We start from the raw sequence: 20,043 nt of genomic DNA on the forward strand, positions 1-20,043 counted from the left end.
CCCTTTTAGCATTTTCTCTTTTAAGTTATGCAAGCCTTAAGTAAATGTTATAGACATTCCCAAAATTTGAGAGGAGCCGAAACGGCTCCTCTTATTATGAAGATAATTTTTCGATTAAGATAGTTCCACCCGGTAGAAGTGTTAATCCGAGTCCTGTTACAACTATTTCTACAGTAGCCGGTGGTGAAGTAACGTCAACTAATACTTGACCAATGAGCGGCGCTCCTACTGTAGCAAGAGTAAAGGATGGTCCGACCGGTGTTCCATTTACTTGTACTTGTGCTCCGCCTAATAAAGTAACAGCAGTTGTTGGTATTACGAAACTTACACTATAGAACCCAGCTGTATTTAACGAAAATGTTGTAGCATTTACCCTTGTAATATCAGTTCCGAACGAATTGATGGTCGTGTCAAATGGAACAGCACCACCTACAGCGATTAAGCCCCCCGCTGTATTTTCGGCATTAAGTGCAGAAGGAATACCCCCGGCAGCTCCTGTTGCTCCTGTTGCTCCGGTTACTCCGGCTGCTCCAGTGGCTCCTGTTGCTCCGGTCGCTCCGGCTGCTCCAGTCGCTCCTGTTGCTCCGGTCGCTCCGGCTGCTCCGGTCGCTCCTGTTGCTCCGGTCGCTCCTGTTGCTCCGGTCGCTCCTGTTGCTCCGGTCGCTCCTGTTGCTCCGGTCGCTCCGGTTGCTCCGGTCGCTCCGGTTGCTCCGGTCGCTCCGGTTGCTCCGGTCGCTCCTGTTGCTCCGGTCGCTCCGGTTGCTCCGGTCGCTCCGGTTGCTCCGGTCGCTCCGGTTGCTCCGGTCGCTCCTGTTGCTCCGGTCGCTCCGGCTGCTCCGGTCGCTCCAGCTGCATTAATATCACTGATATTTAAATTTACTTCTTGATTTACTCTTCCATCGTATTGTTGTTTTACTTTATCATCTTGTTTTACTTTATCTTCTTGTTTTACTTTATCTTTTACTTTATCTTTTACTTTATCTTTTACTTTATTTTTATCTTTTTTATGGGAATGACAACGTTTATGTCCCATTAATAAACTCCCTTCCTTAAATAAAATTTTTCATCTCCAATATAGGGGCAATTCCTAGAAAAATCAGGATATAATAATGGGATTAAAGTTTTTGAACTATTAACCATAATAGGTATATAAAGGAAAAGCCCTTATATATTTAATGCATTTTGGGATTTATTTGAATGAGCTAATGACTTCATTAAATCCACAAAAATAGCGTTTTACGGCCCAATTTTTTTATTATATAGTCAAACAACTAAGCAAAACCCTTCCATTTTTAATATGGTATATTAACCCGATGAATTTGACCAAAAGTACATGTACCATAAGTGAGGGGGGTAACAATGCGAAGCATTTTTGATGAGGACTACTGTGACGAAAGAAAAAGAGATCGGGAATCATCCGAGAGTGATAATACAAAGCATAGCCTTATTGATGATGATTTCGGCTTCAACAAACGCAGAAGAGAACGTGAACTATCCGAAAGGAGAGAAAACAAACATAGCCTTTTTGATAATGACTGCGGCTGCACTAAAAGGGAAAAAGATCATTGCAATACAAAATGTGAAGGCTGTGTTTGCGGGCTATTATCCCGGCTCGAAAACAAAGATGATCACCACCCGAGGCAAAAATTACTCATATTAAACAAAGGCACATCACAACCAGTATCCGTCGACGGAATGGATCCAACAATTTTTACCTTAAAACGTTTTAATCGTGAAACTTGCTGTGCGGAATTCAGCTTCGATAATCAGCTTATGGATTCAGCCACCGGCTCAACTCCGGTAACCGGGACCCTTATTGAGGATTGCCGCAGTATTGCCGGAATTTTTCGCATAGAAGATGATCATGATTCCTAAAGAAAATAGCCAAAACCAGGTTGACTGAGGGTTTCAGCCTGGTTTTTTCAATACATAAATGATGAAGACTTTAAAAGGTGGATGACATAAAATGAAAGTTTTATATCTATCTTCTGGTTATCCAAGAATCTATCAATTTTTTGACGAATGTATTTTAAATGAATTTCATAAACTTCCTGATGTTGAAGTTAAGTTTTATAAACTAATAGAACAGCCAGGCCCATTTATATCTCTTTGTGAACAGTTCCAGCCAGATATCGTATTGACCATGCTGGGAGACCGTTTACCTAAAAAATCACTAGAGTGGATAAAACATCACAATTTCCATTCTATCCTCTGGCTAACGGAAGACCCTTATTTTACCGATCGATCCATTGAAATCATCCCCTTCTTTGATGTTGTTTTTTCCATTGATATTGGCGCTGTTAACTATTATAAAAGTCTGGGATATCAAAACATTTATCATCTGCCGTTAGGTACCGATCCGGCGGTTTTCTTTCCAAAACCCCATATACAAAAGACAAATGATATTTGTTTTATCGGACATTCTTATCCTGAACGTATTCGTTTGGTTCAGTTACTTTTAAATGAAACAGCCTTTCATATTCAAGTCATTGGAAAGTGGAAAAAAAAGTTATTCTACAAACCAACCAAAAAATTAAATATAATCAACAGCTGGATTCATCCCCTTAAAGTTGCAGATTACTATTCAAATGCAAAAATTGTCCTCAATACTCACCGTTCATATAACTATAAAACTAATCAAAACAGCGCGGGTATCGTGAATCAAAGCATCAATAATCGTACCTTTGATATCGCAGCCTGCGGATCATTTCAGCTGATTCAATGGATTGATGATTTGCCTCAACATTTTGAAGAAAACAAAGAAATCGTCTCATTTAAATCAGATGAAGACTTTCTTAACAAGGTCAATTATTATCTTTCAAATGATGAGGAACGGGAATTAATCGCTGCTAATGGGAGAAAGAAGGCCTTAATGAATCATACATTTAATCACCGTATAAACAAAATGCTGGAGATAGTAAAAGAAATCCTTCATTATTAAATTGATAATAGCTTGTCTTTTTCTATTTTATGTTATAAGAGTCAGATTGATATTCCGACTCCACTAGAGCTTGTTTTCTATTTTGTCCCTTTCAAAATTAAGAGGAAGTTCATAATCTATTAGTGACTCCGATAAAAAGGAGCCGGTTCAAATCCATTAAAACTTTCGATGTCTAATCTGTATATTCCCTTCCAATTATGGTGCCGCAGTGCACCTTTTTTTCTTATATGAATGAACAAGAGCCTCCAGCATCAAACAGTTTTTTTCAGCAAAGACCTAGCCATTAGGTCTCTGCTGCATTTTTTTAAAGCTTCCCATTAAGGATCTAAAGTAGCTGAAGCTTGCTAAATTGCCTCACTCCCTTGGATCTGCAAATTATCAATAAAGGCGGCACTATCAACCCTGCAGTCTCCAAAGTCTGATACCTCAAAAGTGACCGTGATTATCTGTTCGCTAAATGGTCTAAGATCAAAGGCAGTTGTTTGAACAGTTGGGGTGACCAGTTTGTAACAAATATCATTTGGACTTGGAGGCTCTAAAGCAGCATTATTAATGGTAACCGGAAAACCGGGAATTGGCGTACCATTAACGAGAACATTGAAAAAATCGTTAAAAAATGTTGGTCGATCTTCATTTGTTCCAAATTTCCAATCAAATGTTAAATCCCCTGGATTTGATGGGAGCTGAAAAGTCAAATTTAATGAAACACTATCAACACTTTCAGGATTATAGCTAGTCGTACTGTACATCCCTGGTATTAATGCTTTTGCTGCCATACCATTGCTAAGGATGGCAAAAGAATCTCCGTTTGTTGGAAAACCTTGAAGCGGACTTGTAAATACGCCGCATTGACTGGCATCATCTATGGATAGAGAAGCATCGGTTAAACATGAAAGTGTTCCCGGTGAAACGATCGCTTCTGCCAGGTCGGTTGGAGTTATGATTTTCCACCCCCTTTTTGTAATATATTTGGTTTTCGTGCAACCGATATTGATAATCCTTAAAGCTGTTTGAGGCTTTCTATCGTGAAACTATAAACCACGGATTACGCAAACATTCCTTGTTGTATATTAATGGTTCTTTAGTATTTGCCATGCAAACATCGCCCCCTGCCTGTTCCACAATGGCATGACCAGCCGCTGTATCCCATTCCATGGTTGGTGCAAACCTTGGATAATAATCACATGTCCCCTCCGCAACTAAACACATTTTTAATGAACTTCCGGATGAAATCATTTCTACTTGTTGATGGCTATCTTTTAATTTTCCAATAAAAGCGGCTGTTTCCGGTGACATATGTGAACGGCTCGCGACAACTCTAACAACATCATTATTATTAAAAACAGGTAAAACCGTCCCCTGTTCCGTTATAGCTTTTTCATCATCTAACCGGCATTGTGCCGAAGATTCAATTTTAAAAGAACCAAGACCTTGTTTGGCTGCATATAATGTGTCTAATACCGGAGCATAGATGACACCAAGGACAGGCTTTTGATCTTTAATTAATGCGATATTAATCGTAAACTCACCGTTTCGTTTTATAAATTCCTTCGTCCCATCGAGCGGGTCGATCAACCAAAACATATCCCAGCTTTTGCGTTCATGATAAGGTATAGCGGCACCTTCTTCGCTTAAAATCGGGATATCTTTATAGTATTTTTGTAATTGTGACACAATTGTCTGATGCGAATGTTTATCCGCTATGGTTAAAGGAGATAAATCGTTTTTGAGTTCAACATCAACATGATCTTGATCATAAATTTGCATCACCTTTTGGCCTGCTGCTACAGCAATCTGTACAATTATTCCCAGATTAATATTAATGATGTTTCGGTGCCTTATAATCATGAAGAAATATACCCTTTCCGTTCTAAAAATTCGATAACCTGCTTTACGGAATCTTTTATTGATAATTGATCTGTTTCTACAATTAAATCTGGATGATCCGGCGGCTCATAAGGTGCATCGAGCCCGGTGAAATTTTTGATCTCCCCGTTTCTGGCCTTTTTATACAATCCTTTCGGGTCTCTTTTTTCTGCCTCTTCCAGGCTGCACTTCACATAAATTTCTATGAACTCTTGTTTTTCGAGCAACCCTCTTACTAGATTTCGTTCTTTTTGATAAGGCGATATAAAAGCGGTTAACGTCATAATTCCCGCATCGACAAACAACTTTGACACTTCACCGATCCGGCGAATATTTTCTGAGCGGTCCTCCTGAGAAAATCCAAGACCTTTATTTAAACCGTGACGGATATTATCACCATCCAAAATGTATGTGCGAATATTCCTTCTATTGAGCTCACGTTCAACTTCTACAGCTAACGTCGATTTTCCCGAACCCGATAAACCGGTAAACCAAAGAACCGCACTCGTATGTTTGTTTAACTTTCTCCGGTCATCTTTACTTACCTTCCCTTCATGCCAAACGATGTTATCTGCCTTCTGCCTATTTTCAGTCATATCTGCATGATCCTTTCGTCACTTTTGATCCTTTACGTCATTGGAATAAATGACAATAAGAGAGTTATTAAAGAAAACTTGGCTGGTGTCAATTTATGCTTTCCTAACGTCATTTATCCTTGCGCATACCTTTCACGAGTATCTCAGCTACTTCCGGCCGAGTAAATTGCGGGGGAGGACATTCTCCATTACGCAGCAGTTCACGTACCTTCGTGCCGCTTAGGATAAATCGTTCATTATTTGTATGCGGACATGTTTTCATCGAGGCCATTTGATCACATTTTTTACAATAAAAGCTGTGTTCAAATTTGAAGATATGCATACCCAATTCCTTCTCAAACTGACTAATAAGCCCTTGTGCTTCATAAGTTCCATAATAATTGCCAACGCCTGCGTGGTCGCGTCCGACAATAAAGTGTGTGCATCCATAGTTTTTACGGACAATGGCGTGTAAAATCGCCTCACGTGGTCCGGCATAGCGCATTGCCGCAGGATAAATAGCGAGTTTGACACGATCTTTTGGATAGTAATGCTTTAATAGCGCTTGATAACTTTCCATTCGGATATCCGCGGGAATGTCATCCTTTTTGGTTTCTCCAACCAGCGGGTGCAACAGTAAGCCATCGACATTTTCCAATGCCAGTTTTTGAATATATTCATGTGCGCGATGTACCGGATTGCGCGTCTGGAATCCTACGACAGTCTTCCATCCCAGTTTTGAGAACATTTCCCGGGTTTCTTCAGGTGTCATATAAAAACTCTCAAACGGTTCGTGGCTAGGTCTATTCACCATGACGACCGGACCGGCTAAGTAGACTTCGCCGCTTTCAAACAAACGCTTAACACCAGGATGCTGCTCTTCCGTTGTGCCATAAACATATTGAGCTTCAATTTTCTTATCCGGCGTATATTTTTCTTTTAGAGTTAATACACCATAAGTCACGCCATCCTCCCCATTAAGGGCAACTCTTTCTCCAATATCCAATTGTTCCGCCTCTTCTTTTGACACTTGAAGCGTAATCGGAATACTCCACACCGTTCCATCCGAAAGGCGCAATTCTTTAACAACATGATGATAGTCTTCTTCACCCATAAACCCGTTAAGAGGACTGAATCCGCCAATGCCAATTAATTCGATGTCAGATACCGTCCATTTAGACACCGTAAGTGCTTTATTAATACGGCCAATATCGTTTTCACTTTCCATTCTTATTTGTAATACACCGCCATGGGGTTTTATATTTGTCATTTAAAAGTACCTCCTAAAACGCTTAATCAGTTTCTAACAGTAAGTGACTATCTTTATTAGCTATCTCTTAGTAAAATATGTGAATTTTCCGCAGTCTGATTAAAGCAAATAACTAATTTTAAGGAAATTAGACAAACATCCCACGCTAAAAATCGGACTTGCCAATGTTGACAAATCCTTAATACTAAAATGGTGATGACAAATAGATCAGATCATTTACTAGTTTCATACGATTTACTTTCTGCATTATATAATAAAGGGAACATCCCCGAGATCACAGTAAAAGAGGTGTATTTAAATGGCTAAAGAACTTAACAAAGCGCTATCTTTTCTCAAAAAATTAGACAAGGATATCAAAAAGGCAGAAAAAGATATCCGGAGAGTCAAAAAAGCTGTAAAATAATATAGCTAAAAAGTAAGAACACATTAAGACACCCAAATGATTAAGATTTAAGTATTTGGGTGCCTTTTTTCCAAACAGCAAAAAATCCTGCAATAAAAAAAATGTGCCGTTCCTTATTGATTTTCCCCGTTTTCTCCTTCATGTTTGCAGCTTTAATCATTTTATCATTTATTTAAAATTTAAATAAAAGTTCACAAAGTTGACAAATTGTTATTCTATTTGTATTATTATGAACAAAGGACCAATTAAGGAGTTGATAACCATTAATAAAACGATGACCATTATCATTGACAGAGCATCTTGTCTTGCTTTTGAAATTGAAAAGAAATTGGGCAGGAATTTACGGGAGGATGAAAGGGCTTTCGTAGATTGGTTGGCTGAAAAATATAAAGAAGAAAAGCTTGGAACACATTTGAAGTGATCCCAGGCTTGATTGGTGATACTATTCGTCTTGTTTGTTATCTTGGCATTCTTACCGCTTAAAGAGATACATTACAGGTTACTTTTTCCTTCTTTTTTTAATTTTTATACCCTTTGAAGGTATGCTGAAAATGCCATAATCGAGAACCGTAATATCACCTGACTTTGATAAAGCTGTATTTGCCCATTTTACATCTTTCGGTACAATGCCGTTTTTCTGAAACTTTTTTTTCAATTTTTGTTTTTTTCTTTTGTAAAGTTTATTTCGAGGAACCTTTTTCTTCATTTTATCCATTATAATCCATCCGAACCCGATTTCTTTTACGGGGCATAGGTGTTTACGTAAATGATCAGGACAGTGTTTATATATTTTAAACTCAATCTCATTGTTTTTGAGTCCCTTTTCAGTAATAACAACTTTTAAAGCATATCGGTTATTAACATCAAAGACAATTCTATTACGGCCTGCACCAATGACTTTATATTTCAGCTTCAATTCATTTTTTGCTTTATTGATTCTCTGCTTTTTACTTAAATGATCTATTTTTTTTATTTTTTTTGCCCATGAGGTTATTTGCTTGATATCGTCTTTAGATAAGATAGAACTATGATTGGACGCTGACATTTTATTTTTAATCCTCCTTTTCCTTATGGAGAATTCATTATAAAGTGCACTGATTCAAATAAAGTAAATATTGTTATATATTATGAAATTCTATTAAAAATAGTTTGGGCACTAGTATAAACCATTCAAAAGGAACCTAACAATAAAGAAAACTTGCCGATTGGCAAGCCTTAGAAGGCGAAGATTGCAAATTTATACTTTCTTCAAAGTAAAAATAAAGCCGCCAAAAAAAATGGCAGCGCTGGATTGACTTAAAATTCATAGCCTAGCAGATCAATTTCCTTCTTAAAATATTTCCGAACTAATTCTTTTTGAGCAGTATTATAATGCCTGCGATAATGCTGCCGATCCTTTCGAAAGTTCCCTTTCGCATTTGGCAGCCAGCCATCAAAAGGAATGCCGATTTCCTTACATACTTTTTTTAAGTCTTCTTCTAAAGTTTCATATTTGCCTAAAAAGTCTACCGCTACCCTGTCATTTATGGTATAGATCGGAAAGTTGTAAGCCCCCTTGAATTTCCTCCTTTTCAAAAACTCACTAAAACTGATATTTTTCTTCGATTTCCCGGCCCTGAAGTAGTAATGTGAAATCACTTTATCCCATGGGTTTCGATCAAAGCTGAACTTATAATATGAATTCCAAATATCTTCACCTACTAACTTAGCTACTTTTTTTGCTTTGTAATGGTTAAAAAACTTTGGCTCTTTATTATCGTCATCCATGAAATTTTGCGGCTTTATCCCCATACGGGCCCTTATTTCCTCATCTTCCGGCGCAATGGGTGTAATGATGTCGTTTTTTCCGCAATATCTTGAAAGTGATATTTCGATGCTCGTTCCAGCCGTTTTTTTCGATTTTAAAAAGATAAATTTATATTTATGAGAAATAATCAATTGTCTCCCCTCCCGCTTTATTTGTTCGGCTGCTTACATGGTATTTTTTATCTTATTTTTATACTCCGTAAATAAAGCTCTTCCAGGGATGATATGATCTAATTTTGTGCCTTGTTCCAGAACAAACTTGTGCAGCGATTGCAGCTCTTCTCTAGTCAAACGTTGATGCCATAAGCTGTTCCGGTTGCTGTCAATTTTTCGAATAAGCCTTTGTGGATAATAATTTGGCAGATGAAGGAACTGAAAACATTGACTAAGAACTTTTCTTGGATTAGAAATCAGATCATCCTCTTTGACAATTAATAATCGATCCTTACCTATTTTACTTGCAAACTCTGAAACCGCCTTATTGTTTTCATACCAATATTCGGCTAAATACTTTGCATCCCCCCCTGGAAAGAAACGGGATTCATCAATATTCTCCGGCAGATCTCCTTCTGGATGGTATATCCAACACCGCGCAGCATCATCATTTTCCTTTACTGGCCAATAATGCGAGTTATCATCAAATAATTTCTTCATACTTGCAACAACATTTGGAAGATCTCGATAGATCCAGATAAAACGGGCATCCGGAAAAAGGGCATTTAAGAAAGGCATTTTATTACAAAAATGCGGGTTTTTATTTAAAAAAATACCATTTTTATTCTTTCTCTTTTTTTTAATCACTTTGTTCATCCGTTTATGAAAGGCTTGTGTTAATTGCTCTAATTGTCCTGGTCTAACATCATTTTCATCTAAACTGGGACATGATTTATCATGCGTTTTTGGAGAGGACATAGGTACTTTTCCTTCCCTTGACCAAATATTTTTCAATTCAAATCCGCAGTGAATAATCCTTGGATGTTCACCAAGCAATTTAGCCAAAAGGGTCGTACCGCTTCTCATGCACCCTACAATAAATATAGGCTTTTTTAGACTATTTTCTACATCCACTTTTTCTTCCCTCCATTTGTATTATTAACTATGCTAATAAGGCACAATCGCATATGGATTGCCAACCGGCAGTTTAATAAATCGGCTAATTTGCTTGTCAAAATCATATAAATGAACGCCGCCGTCAACAGAGATGTTGGGGAATTTTTGATACATATGCTGAAGATGGCGCATTTTACTTTGACCGACAACTAAAATGTTATTATCAAAATGCAATCCGCGGGTAAACCCGGTAAATTGGGCTACGACTTCCTTGTATCTCCAATTCATATCAAACTTTGAAACATTTAGATTTAAAGAATCGCAATAATATATACTGTCATTAATTATTGTAATACTGTGGGGAGCCATCAAATTGTCAATGACAATCCCTTTTGGGTTAAATTCATGCCTATCAAATGCCACAATAGCGCCATCCCATAATTCAGGCGGCTTTTCCTTCCATCCGCCTGATACAGAAAACATCGAAAGTAATAGGGTATCTTTTGTTACGAAAAGATCATTGATATGGTGTACATCCTTTTCAGCCGTAGACAATGTGTATTCAGCATGCTTATCCAATGATTGTTCTTCATAGACGATGATCTTATTTTGAGTTGATGAAATGATATATATCAAACCATCGTCAGACAATTTAAGACCGTGCAACCCGCTAATGGATTTATCTTGAATTTCAACAACCGATTTAATTTTTAAATCTTCATCGAATACAACCAATTCATTTGGTTGTCTTAAAGCCATAAATCCATCTTTATATTTTATTAAGCCGGCAAATATCCCGCTGTACTTTCTTTGGAAACGATTTTTATTTGGATTAAAAATATATAAACCGCCATGACCGCGTCCGACACTTATTAATAAATCCTTATTATAATCCGCGATGGTTGTCATTTGATTATCGGATGGTTGTTCCGGGCCTTCATAATTGAATTCAATTTTTTGCAATGATAGCATGAGATGATGATCGATCGTCTTTTCCTCCAAATAGCATTTCTCCTTTCTTTAGATTATTTACTGGTTTTTCCCTTAAAGGTTTTTCCGGTAATCTCTTAACCGATGATTAAAAGCCTGAACTCGTTTTACTAAATGTGCGTTTGGATGCTTTTCTTTTATTCTTAAGTAATTATCTTTCGTTATTGAATTGCGGTAATGAATGATAACTGGATCTAATTTTTTTTCACCCGTCGGACAATTCATTTCATTTGTCAGCTGCTTATAAGGAATTGACTTTTTAACGAAGGCTAAAGTTAGGGATGCCTGCTCACAAAAAAAATGGGATTTTTTCATGAGTTTACGCTTACCGGCTAAATCTTTTGTAAGACTCTTCCAAACAGGAAAAAATGATTGCAGGACTGGCTGGGGAAAGATTAAAACGCCAGTATTACAATACCAAATTGTTTTTTGATTTTTATTAGATGTCCTATACTCAGGCCTTGGCATACGAAGGCCATAATGTTTAAACAACCTTTTAAATACGTCATGCGGCACGCTGCATCCATTGGCAATTTTTGCTTGAAAATGCTTGCCGTCAATATACGGCGCCGGGTCTTGGACAATAACCGTATCACAATCCAAAAACATTATGGTATCATATGAATTTATTTCCGGACATTCAAAAAACCTTAGCTTGTTAGATGGTGGATGAGCTTTACTAAACCTTTTTACAATCCGTACAAACGCACCCCATTTTTTTAACTCGTCTACAAATGAGGAATCAGCCTTATCAACAATGCAAACAATAATATTAACACCGGCCATGCTTCCGCCAAACCATCGAATGGATTGAACCAAACGCAATGTCCGTTCTTGGAATTTCGAATTATTTTCGGTAACGCAGCCTATCACCATACGGCCGGCTTTTGGGACAAGCTTTCTAAGATCTTCTTTTGTAAAATGACTTTCAATGTTGAGACCTGCTTCAGATAGCTTATGATGATGCGTTGCAAGAAAGCTGTCTTTTTTATTTGTTGGAAAAAGATGCAGATCATCTTTACGTATGAGTCCAATATAATTACCGTCCGATTTGGCAAATACAAATTGTTGTTCGAGACAAGTCCTGAGAATTGTACCCTTTGTTTGTTTATGACAGTGCATGCCCATTGTTTCTTGGCATTCATCTGTTTGATCAGCTTCATTTGGATTATCGTAAAGTTGTGTACCTAAAATAATAAATCCGCCGGGGCGCAAGGCTTTTTTAACTTTGTCCCATACTATCTCCATTTCAAATACCGGAATGTGCTCAATCACATGGTTCATGACAATGACGTCATAAGCATTCTTTTCTTGCAAATCTTTCGCTTCCATCATCACAAGCTTTACATTTGAATCATTATAACGCCTTCTCGCAATATTAAAAGCTGCTTCACTGAAATCAATACCGTGATAACTTTGACATTTTTCCTTTAAAAAAAAAGGAATGAGCTCTCCTCTGCCATAACCGATTTCTAAAACATCTTTTCCTTTAAGGTCACCAGCAAATGATTTAATAAATTGAAATATATCTATAAATCGTTTGTGAACATCATTTTTTTTAAATTCTTTAAATCCTGACAGACCATAATGGAGTTGTGTTAGTAAATCTTTCTCGCCAAGAAAATAAGCATTCGAATATTTCATGGTAAAGTCACCCATTCATTCTCACCCTCCCGTCAATTAAAAATCATCCAAAGAGTATAGCTCAAGAGCATGCGGCGCATAACGTTCAAGGTACGCTCGAATGTCATTAGCCATTTCTAAATGATAATGCTTGCTTTTATTACGATTAGAGATATCAATTTCCGTTTCATAAGATTTATTTGTCAGCTTTTCTAATATTTTTGGGGATTCCAAAATTGTTTCATATTTTAAAAGAGTCATATGATCGGCTAATGATAAATAACGTTCGCAAAAAAGGTCATAAAATCTTACCTGCTTCAAAAGTAAAGGATCATTGGAGTTTGAAATTTTTTTAATTTCAGGCCAAAATCGTTCTGATCCCGGCAACTTGCCTTTACTGATTGGAAAATTGACATTTTGCCAAGATAATATCGTTGGAATTGGATGCCTGACAATGGCTAATACTGAAAAGAAATTGTTTTCGACCAAATTAGGCAATATACTGGAATAATGAGCATTATGCTTCATACCCAACAAAAAATCTTTATTAACAACCTGCAAGATAAATTGATTAGCATTCTTATTTTTTTTGGCCTTTCCATCCTCGTCATACTTAATATAGTTTGTTAATGATGTACCATCTTTATGTCGTCGATCTTCAATCGGCTTATGGTTTACAATTCTTTTTCTTATTTTTACAAAGTCCTTTTCTATTTGTTTAATTAATTCGTTAATGTTTTTTGTTTTCTTAAAAAGCCGTGCTTGCCAAGCAGGTTCACTTAAACAAACACTGTTCGATAAACTGTCGATAAGAGCTGTTGTTAAAGTAGTGCCGCTCCTGGGTATGCCAGTTACAATTAAATTATTTTTGTTTATTTTTTTCAATTCATCATCCCTCCTATAATCCAGCTTTCCAGCGCCTCCTTTAAAGTGTCCGAACCTAGCAGCCCTTTTATTTTTATGCTATTAACACCCTATGCTTAATCTTTTCATTTGCAACCTAGATTTTTCATGTAAAAATGTCATTGACCGACGTTTATAATGGCGGCGTTCCTCCCGTGTCCAGAAAATTAATTTAGGGAGGAATACCAATGATGGCTATTCAATTTGATTATGCCTGCTTAAAGCTTGCTGCTATTCGTTACAATTTCATTAAGAAATTCCAGGACATCCTTCTTTAGATCATCTCTTTCCATCGCAAACTCGATAATCGTCTTGAGATAGCCTAATTTCTCACCTATATCATAACTTTTTCCTTCAAAAACCTGTGCATACACATTCTCATAATCAAGAAGTGCCGCAATGGCATCGGTGAGCTGAATTTCATTTCCAATCCCAGGCCCCTGTTTTTCTAATAAATCAAAGATTCTTGGAGTAAGGATATACCTTCCAAAGATAGCTAAGTTTGATGGCGCTTCCTCTTGCTTCGGTTTTTCTACTAACTTGCAAATCTTTGAAAGCGACCCGTTCTCATTTATTACATCAACAATGCCATATCGGTCTACTTCAGACTGATTGACACGCTTAACACCGATAATTGATGATTGGTGCTCATCAAATAAACTGATCATTTCTTTTAAACATGACTTATTATCTTTGACAAGAGTATCTCCTAACAATATTGCAAACGGTTCATTACCTATAAAATTTCTTGCACACCAAATCGCATGCCCTAAGCCCTTAGGTGTTCCTTGACGAATATAATGAATATTGGCCATACGGGAAATGCTTTGTATTTCCTCTAAAATGGTCAATTTGCCCTTATTTCTTAACGTTTGTTCTAATAAATAGGAAGTATCAAAATGATCTTCAATCGCTTTTTTCCCTTTTCCAGTAACGATAATAATATCGGTGATTCCTGATTCCACTGCTTCTTCAATAATGTATTGAATCGTTGGTTTATCAATTATGGGCAACATTTCTTTTGGCATTGCCTTCGTTGATGGCAGCAGCCTCGTCCCCAGACCTGCTGCAGGGATAACTGCTTTACTTACCTTTGCCAATCGTCTCCCCCCCTGGTACAACTGAATTCTTATATTTGTTTAATTTAATTTATGGGTATTCAGTGTTTTTGGCACGGCATCTCCATTAAATTCCCCAGAATTGTTTCCCATTAAAAAACCTGCCAGACGTAAACACCCAGCAGGATTATGAACAAAAAACCCATTTGATAAAATTTAAGGCAGTAAATCTATTTTTGCTCCCCTGGAGGAATGGGTTAAACCGGCTTTTCCTTGAACCATAAACATTAATGATTTCCCAAAGTCAATACCAATCTTTCCTGTCATCTCAGCAACTTTCTGAGCAATAACAACGGAATTTACCCCGCATGAAATAAGGGCAATATCAAAATTATCTTTATTTATTCTTATCGTTTCTAAGGTGTGATCCATTTGATAATTATGATCGAAGGGCAAATTTATACAAATATTCATTTTATAAGGTTTTTCTCTTAATAGTTGAGAAGCTTGTTCAGACCACTGGCCTATCAACATGATCTTCTTACTCCTCAGCTCTTTCCAAAATTGCTTTTTTTGAGCAAAAACCCTGTTCACAAATGTATGACATACCATTTGCGGGTTAATTTGAAAATAGCTAAAAACTTGATCGGTTAATTCACGTTTCAATCGGTTTTCAGTAAGAATTGGATCATTTTTATAAAAAGGGATCCCAACGATATCAGCTGCCTTTATAGCATCGACCATTTGATCCCTTAGCGTAAGGTTTGGGAGGGTTACGCCTTTCAATTTTCGATCCTGATTGGCTTTCTGCGCCCATTTTTCTTTTAAAACATTTTCAACTGTCATAACAGAATCCTGTGCCAAAACAATGTTTTCACCGTCACCTATACGTACAAGAGAAAGCGGCTTACTTTCTTCAATGGCCTTTATTAATTTTTCTAAAACTTGATCTACAGTTAAAAATTGTTCATCCGGGATCATAGAAGGAACTCCTTTAGTCAAGATTTTCTACTTTAAGATATATGATGGCATTTGACTGATCGATACCTTCTATTTAAAAATAGGCCGGCTCTTAATATGGATAAATCCTCTATTTTTTAAAATCCGCAAATGCTCGTAACTTTAGTCCACACGCTTACCGCCTTTAGACATAATCTAGAAACGAGAGCAATCCCCCATAATTAGTAAAACAATTGAATGAAGGGAGACAGCGCAACAATGGGTAAAATGAATACTTCATTAGTTGAAATAACTGCATTAGAAGAAACACTCGGTGCTGAAAATGCCAGAATTCGAATCAATGGTATGGAAAGTGATTTAGAAAACCTTCCAAGAACTGTCTTTATGGCGAATGTAACAAGAACAGCAGAGGGGTTTATCCCGCTTAACATTGAGGTACTCGTTAGAAACGAGGTCAGGTCCAGAATAGATATCCAGCTCCCATCTCCTGTCTTGGTTCCATCGTTAGTTTTATTTACAGAACCGGATAGCGAGCGCAGAACGGTTACTTTAGACATTAATATTATGAGGTAGATTTAAGAAGATATAAGGAGATTTCAAGGGTATTCTTTGAGCAGTTGGGAGTTGGTGTGCACTGCGGAGCAATTCTCCAAAAAAGGAGGATTATAAATTTAATGTCATTGTCTAATAAGAGCAATATACTGTCTAATGATGATTTAAAAAGAATAAATTCATGGATAAACAAATTAAAGGAAATGAAACCATTAGATAAAAAACAAAGAGTTAAAAAGGCGAAAAGTAAATTAAAACTTAACTATAAAAAAATCGGCGCAGGCTGCAACAGGATTGTCTATGACATTAATCATAGATATGTCTTAAAAGTAGCCATTACTAAAAGGGGCATTAAAAACAACGAGATTGAATTTAACATATATAAACATTGCCCTGATCAATTACGGGAACATCTATGCCCCGTTAAAGAGATTGGGTACGGCTGGATTATTATGGATAAAATGAGTAAAAAGGTGCCTAAAAGCAGTTATTACAACAGAAAAAGAACTGAAATGTTTAATGAATTTAAGAATAACGGTATTGAGGCTAAGGACCTTCAATGGAGTAATTTAGCCTTATCAAAGTCAGGTAAAATCACAGTCTTTGATTATGGAAACTTTAATATGCCTTCAAAGAATATTATCTATAAGAAGAAACGGAAAAAATAATCCGCTATTTATCTCTTAAGTTATTAAATTTATGAAAGCAGGCATTCTTCAAAAGGTCAAAAGCAATTTAAGGGGTATGATAAATGAAAGGCTTCAAATCCATTAAAATTGAGGGGAGAGATGGACAACAGGTGGAAGTTGTTCATAATCCAACTTCCTATCCTCTAATCGGAAAAGGCCTGCAGGGGGCTGTGTTCAAACTTTCCAAAGATCGTTGTGTTAAAATTTATGCCAGGGAAAAAGATGCCTTAAAGGAACGGCAAGCATTAACCGCATTACAAGATTCCCCGATTGTTCCAAAGTTGTATGAATCAGGATCAAATTACATCGTTATGGAATACATTGAAGGACCTACTTTACTTGAATATCTAAAAAAAACGCGTTCCATGACTAAACATTTATCACAGCAGCTTATGTTTATAATAAGAGAAATGGAACGTATAAAATTCACCCGAAGAGATGCATCATTGCGTCATATTATTGTAACTAAAAAAAAGGATCTTAAACTTATAGATCTTGTCAATTCATATACAAAAAATCGGAATCAACCTAAAGTACTTTTAAAAGGATTAAATAGGTTGGGGTTATTAACCCCATTTTTGAATCAAGTAAAAAAAATTGATTTAGGTTCTTTTAATAAATGGATGACTGACAAAAAACTTCTTAGTCAAATTGGCGTGCATAGGAAAAAGGGGGAATAAAATAGTAAGAGGCGTTAAAAATAAACAGCTGACCTCCAGATTAAGGATGCCAGCTGTTTTGAAAATACCTTTTTACTTTGAAACAAGTGATAGTGCGTATTCGATAGGTTTGGTTAAAGAGTGATCCTTTACTGTTCCATCGAGCGGAAATGGCAGCGGATTCACTTCAAAAATCCATAAATGTCCACTGCCGTCCAATCCTAAATCGATGCCTAAATTAGCCATATGATAGCCTTGTTGTTCAAAAACATGGCAAATCTTATGGCCAAGAAGAATAATTGACTTTTCTATTTCCTCCCATTTTATCTTATCCTGGGGATATACTTTAATTAAGTTTTCAATGGTTAAGGCCGTTGCCGTCTTTGGAATCATATGACTGCCATTTGCAGCAACCCGGAACAACAAACAAGACACTTTCCACTTTCCTTTGGCGTTTTTGTTCATATTAAGCCGGATATCAGTGATGTTTTCGCCTCGCGTCACAGTCTGAATGCTTTGCTGGATAATATAATCCTTAGCCGAGGTTTTGCCAGAAAACCAATTAAAAAAATCCTTGAATGATGAAAATTCCTTTTCTTTCATTTTTAGCCTTTTGGCAAAAAACACTTTTATCTTCCCATCCTTTTTCAGCTTTACTCGAAAAATCCCCCTGCTGCTGTGTCCTTTACTGACATCTACAGGTTTTAACATAATATCCTGATACATAAACAAACATTGTTTAAGGTCCATTTTACTTTCTAATATCACTGTTACCGGAAGATTGTCTCTAAGCAGATGATCTTTTGCCAAAAGAGACCATCCTTCCCATTTATCGAATATAAAATTATTAAATACCTTCTTTCCAATGACTTCTTCAATTTGTTTTAATACCTCTTGATCAATATGACATTGGACGTAAATTGCGTCAGGAAAGGGAAATATGCCTTCTTTCCATTCTTTCGTATCCTTCTCAAAAACATCCCCTTTCACTTGAAGCATCTCAAAATCTAAATCTTCAATATAAAACCTTATAAAGTTTGCCTTACCAAGGAACTTTTTAATTCTTCTTTCAACCAATTCACACATTAATCGTTTTTCTTCCGAAACGCAGATCCCTATTAGAGGTAAATATTCATTAAAATTATCCATTTTATTTACTCTCCCTCTTGAAAATCAACCCATTACTAATGTATGTTTAAACTTTTAACTATTTCAGAAATTCCATATTTGCCCCATTAAATGTACTGATGTATCGGGTCAATTATCCATAAAAATCATATATTGACTATATAACAGCACCTAAATAAGGAAGTAAAATGAGACAGTTGGAAGTGGATATGAGTGAATATTTCTGTATTAGGTACAGGATACGTTGGTTTAGTAACAGGCGTTTGTTTATCCGAAATCGGTCATGATGTGACATGTATTGATATTGATCAAGACAAGATAAATAAAATGAGCGTTGGTATTTCACCGATCTTTGAGCCGGGGCTTAATGAATTAATGTTAACCAATATCAATAAAGGCCGGTTACACTTTACAGCAGATCATCATCAGGGGCTTGCTGATAAAGATATCATATATATAGCCGTTGAGACCCCGCAAAAGGAGGACGGATCAGCTGATCTTCGCTTTATTGTCCGAGCAGCCAAAGACATTGTCTGTCATATAAAAAAAGACGTCATTGTTGTTATAAAAAGTACTGTGCCAGTTGGAACTAATAAATTTATAAAAGAATTGATCCTGGACAATTTAACAAAAGACATAAAAGTAGACATTATTTCAAATCCGGAATTCCTTCGTGAAGGATCAGCCATAAATGATACCTTTTACGGTGATCGGATTGTTATTGGTTCTGAGAATGAAAGTGCGGCAAGTATTCTCGAGGAGGTATATAAACCGTTCCGAGTTCCTGTCTTCAAAACCGATATTTACAGCGCCGAAATGATCAAATATGCATCTAACGCATTTTTAGCTGCAAAAATTAGTTTTATAAACGAAATGGCTCATATTTGCGATAAAGTAGGAGCTAATATTGATGACGTGGCAAAGGGAATGGGACAAGATAAGCGAATTGGCCCCGATTTTTTAAGTGCTGGGATTGGATACGGCGGTTCCTGCTTTCCAAAGGACACGCAAGCATTAGTTAAAATGGCAGAGGACATACAATATAAACCGATCATTACAAAAGCGGCTATCGAAGTGAATGAATGCCAGCAAACCTTACTTGTAGAAAAAGCAAAAAAATATTTTGGAAATCTATTGGGAAAACGGTTGGCTTTATTAGGTTTAACCTATAAACCTAATACTGATGATGTAAGGGGTTCACCCGCTATCCCCATTTCAAAACAATTATTGAAAGAAAGCGCTGAGATCATCGCATATGATCCAGCCGGAATTGGAAAAGCCAGAACCATTCTTCCAAGCAGGATACAATATGCAGGTTCTTTAGATGAAGCACTTTTGAATGCTGATCTTGCCTTCCTCTTGACAGAATGGAATGAAGTCACCGGATCACTCTTAAGAAAGGCCTGTCAATTAATGAAAGAACCTATTATTTTTGATGGGCGAAATTGTTTCTCATTAGATGAAGTTAGAAAGCTTAACATTGAATATCATTCAATAGGAAGACCCCCTGTTTTAAGAGTAAAGTCACATCATCTTGGGCAGGATTGTTAAACATTAATTAAAAAAAGAT

General features: G+C 36.7%; 21 protein-coding genes. 7 read left to right on the forward strand and 14 right to left on the reverse strand.

The window, feature by feature from the left end:
* Positions 1 to 94: 94 nt before the first annotated feature.
* On the reverse strand, positions 95 to 1,033 hold the full coding sequence (locus ACFQRG_RS15620; RefSeq protein WP_380967691.1) for a BclA C-terminal domain-containing protein: 939 nt from the start codon (positions 1,031 to 1,033) through the stop codon (positions 95 to 97).
* A gap of 326 nt (positions 1,034 to 1,359) precedes the next feature.
* On the opposite strand from ACFQRG_RS15620, the gene ACFQRG_RS15625 reads away from it, so the two are divergent.
* The gene (locus ACFQRG_RS15625) at positions 1,360 to 1,875 is read left to right on the forward strand and encodes a hypothetical protein (protein WP_380967693.1); all 516 of its coding nucleotides are present in this window, start codon (positions 1,360 to 1,362) and stop codon (positions 1,873 to 1,875) included.
* Positions 1,876 to 1,966: 91 nt separating this feature from the next.
* Positions 1,967 to 2,941: a CgeB family protein gene (locus ACFQRG_RS15630; protein WP_380967695.1), complete on the forward strand. Its 975-nt coding sequence runs from the start codon at positions 1,967 to 1,969 to the stop codon at positions 2,939 to 2,941.
* Positions 2,942 to 3,285: 344 nt separating this feature from the next.
* On the opposite strand, the gene ACFQRG_RS15635 is transcribed toward ACFQRG_RS15630, so the two are convergent.
* The 4 genes from ACFQRG_RS15635 to sat form a co-directional block, all read right to left on the reverse strand.
* Complete coding sequence (locus tag ACFQRG_RS15635; RefSeq protein WP_380967697.1) at positions 3,286 to 3,717, reverse strand: hypothetical protein; 432 nt, start codon at positions 3,715 to 3,717, stop codon at positions 3,286 to 3,288.
* A gap of 244 nt (positions 3,718 to 3,961) precedes the next feature.
* Positions 3,962 to 4,789 (reverse strand): 3'(2'),5'-bisphosphate nucleotidase CysQ, encoded by an 828-nt coding sequence (gene cysQ / locus ACFQRG_RS15640; protein WP_380967699.1) that lies wholly within the window; start codon positions 4,787 to 4,789, stop codon positions 3,962 to 3,964.
* Positions 4,786 to 5,403 (reverse strand): adenylyl-sulfate kinase, encoded by a 618-nt coding sequence (gene cysC / locus ACFQRG_RS15645; protein ID WP_380967701.1) that lies wholly within the window; start codon positions 5,401 to 5,403, stop codon positions 4,786 to 4,788. Before cysC ends, cysQ begins: the two co-directional genes overlap by 4 nt.
* 109 nt (positions 5,404 to 5,512) lie before the next feature.
* Entirely contained in the window at positions 5,513 to 6,652 is a 1,140-nt protein-coding gene (gene sat / locus ACFQRG_RS15650) for a sulfate adenylyltransferase (RefSeq protein ID WP_380967703.1), read from the reverse strand.
* Between the two features lie 602 nt (positions 6,653 to 7,254).
* On the opposite strand from sat, the gene ACFQRG_RS15655 reads away from it, so the two are divergent.
* Complete coding sequence (locus ACFQRG_RS15655) at positions 7,255 to 7,476, forward strand: hypothetical protein (RefSeq protein WP_380967705.1); 222 nt, start codon at positions 7,255 to 7,257, stop codon at positions 7,474 to 7,476.
* Between the two features lie 78 nt (positions 7,477 to 7,554).
* Here ACFQRG_RS15655 and ACFQRG_RS15660 read toward each other — a convergent pair whose 3' ends face one another.
* The 8 genes from ACFQRG_RS15660 to ACFQRG_RS15695 form a co-directional block, all read right to left on the reverse strand.
* A complete protein-coding gene (locus ACFQRG_RS15660; RefSeq protein ID WP_380967707.1) occupies positions 7,555 to 8,100 on the reverse strand; it encodes a hypothetical protein in 546 nt (181 codons plus the stop codon).
* 251 nt (positions 8,101 to 8,351) lie between these two features.
* Positions 8,352 to 8,993, reverse strand: a complete 642-nt coding sequence (locus ACFQRG_RS15665; protein ID WP_380967709.1) for a sulfotransferase family 2 domain-containing protein — start codon at positions 8,991 to 8,993, stop codon at positions 8,352 to 8,354.
* A gap of 33 nt (positions 8,994 to 9,026) precedes the next feature.
* A complete protein-coding gene (locus ACFQRG_RS15670) occupies positions 9,027 to 9,929 on the reverse strand; it encodes a sulfotransferase family protein (protein ID WP_380967712.1) in 903 nt (300 codons plus the stop codon).
* 33 nt (positions 9,930 to 9,962) lie between these two features.
* The gene (locus ACFQRG_RS15675; RefSeq protein WP_380967714.1) at positions 9,963 to 10,913 is read right to left on the reverse strand and encodes a DUF4915 domain-containing protein; all 951 of its coding nucleotides are present in this window, start codon (positions 10,911 to 10,913) and stop codon (positions 9,963 to 9,965) included.
* A gap of 42 nt (positions 10,914 to 10,955) precedes the next feature.
* Complete coding sequence (locus tag ACFQRG_RS15680) at positions 10,956 to 12,560, reverse strand: class I SAM-dependent methyltransferase (RefSeq protein WP_380967716.1); 1,605 nt, start codon at positions 12,558 to 12,560, stop codon at positions 10,956 to 10,958.
* Positions 12,561 to 12,581: 21 nt separating this feature from the next.
* Entirely contained in the window at positions 12,582 to 13,409 is an 828-nt protein-coding gene (locus ACFQRG_RS15685; protein ID WP_380967718.1) for a hypothetical protein, read from the reverse strand.
* 236 nt (positions 13,410 to 13,645) lie between these two features.
* Positions 13,646 to 14,527 carry a UTP--glucose-1-phosphate uridylyltransferase GalU gene (galU, locus tag ACFQRG_RS15690; RefSeq protein ID WP_380967720.1) on the reverse strand — a complete coding sequence of 294 codons (882 nt, stop codon included), beginning with the start codon at positions 14,525 to 14,527 and terminating at the stop codon, positions 13,646 to 13,648.
* 174 nt (positions 14,528 to 14,701) lie between these two features.
* Positions 14,702 to 15,466 carry a GT-D fold domain-containing glycosyltransferase gene (locus ACFQRG_RS15695; RefSeq protein ID WP_380967722.1) on the reverse strand — a complete coding sequence of 255 codons (765 nt, stop codon included), beginning with the start codon at positions 15,464 to 15,466 and terminating at the stop codon, positions 14,702 to 14,704.
* 237 nt (positions 15,467 to 15,703) lie between these two features.
* On the opposite strand from ACFQRG_RS15695, the gene ACFQRG_RS15700 reads away from it, so the two are divergent.
* The 3 genes from ACFQRG_RS15700 (at position 15,704) to ACFQRG_RS15710 (ending at position 17,366) form a co-directional block, all read left to right on the forward strand.
* The gene (locus tag ACFQRG_RS15700; RefSeq protein ID WP_380967724.1) at positions 15,704 to 16,018 is read left to right on the forward strand and encodes a hypothetical protein; all 315 of its coding nucleotides are present in this window, start codon (positions 15,704 to 15,706) and stop codon (positions 16,016 to 16,018) included.
* Positions 16,019 to 16,119: 101 nt separating this feature from the next.
* Entirely contained in the window at positions 16,120 to 16,665 is a 546-nt protein-coding gene (locus tag ACFQRG_RS15705) for a hypothetical protein (RefSeq protein ID WP_380967726.1), read from the forward strand.
* A gap of 83 nt (positions 16,666 to 16,748) precedes the next feature.
* Entirely contained in the window at positions 16,749 to 17,366 is a 618-nt protein-coding gene (locus ACFQRG_RS15710) for an RIO1 family regulatory kinase/ATPase domain-containing protein (RefSeq protein WP_380967728.1), read from the forward strand.
* A gap of 72 nt (positions 17,367 to 17,438) precedes the next feature.
* Here the strand turns inward: ACFQRG_RS15710 and ACFQRG_RS15715 are convergent, their stop codons facing one another.
* Positions 17,439 to 18,494, reverse strand: a complete 1,056-nt coding sequence (locus tag ACFQRG_RS15715) for a YheC/YheD family protein (RefSeq protein ID WP_380967730.1) — start codon at positions 18,492 to 18,494, stop codon at positions 17,439 to 17,441.
* A gap of 192 nt (positions 18,495 to 18,686) precedes the next feature.
* On the opposite strand from ACFQRG_RS15715, the gene ACFQRG_RS15720 reads away from it, so the two are divergent.
* Positions 18,687 to 20,024: a UDP-glucose dehydrogenase family protein gene (locus ACFQRG_RS15720; protein ID WP_380967732.1), complete on the forward strand. Its 1,338-nt coding sequence runs from the start codon at positions 18,687 to 18,689 to the stop codon at positions 20,022 to 20,024.
* The last annotated feature ends 19 nt before the right edge of the window (positions 20,025 to 20,043 follow it).

It is taken from the genome of Scopulibacillus cellulosilyticus (assembly GCF_042665295.1).
Lineage (GTDB): Bacteria > Bacillota > Bacilli > Bacillales > Sporolactobacillaceae > Scopulibacillus_A > Scopulibacillus_A cellulosilyticus.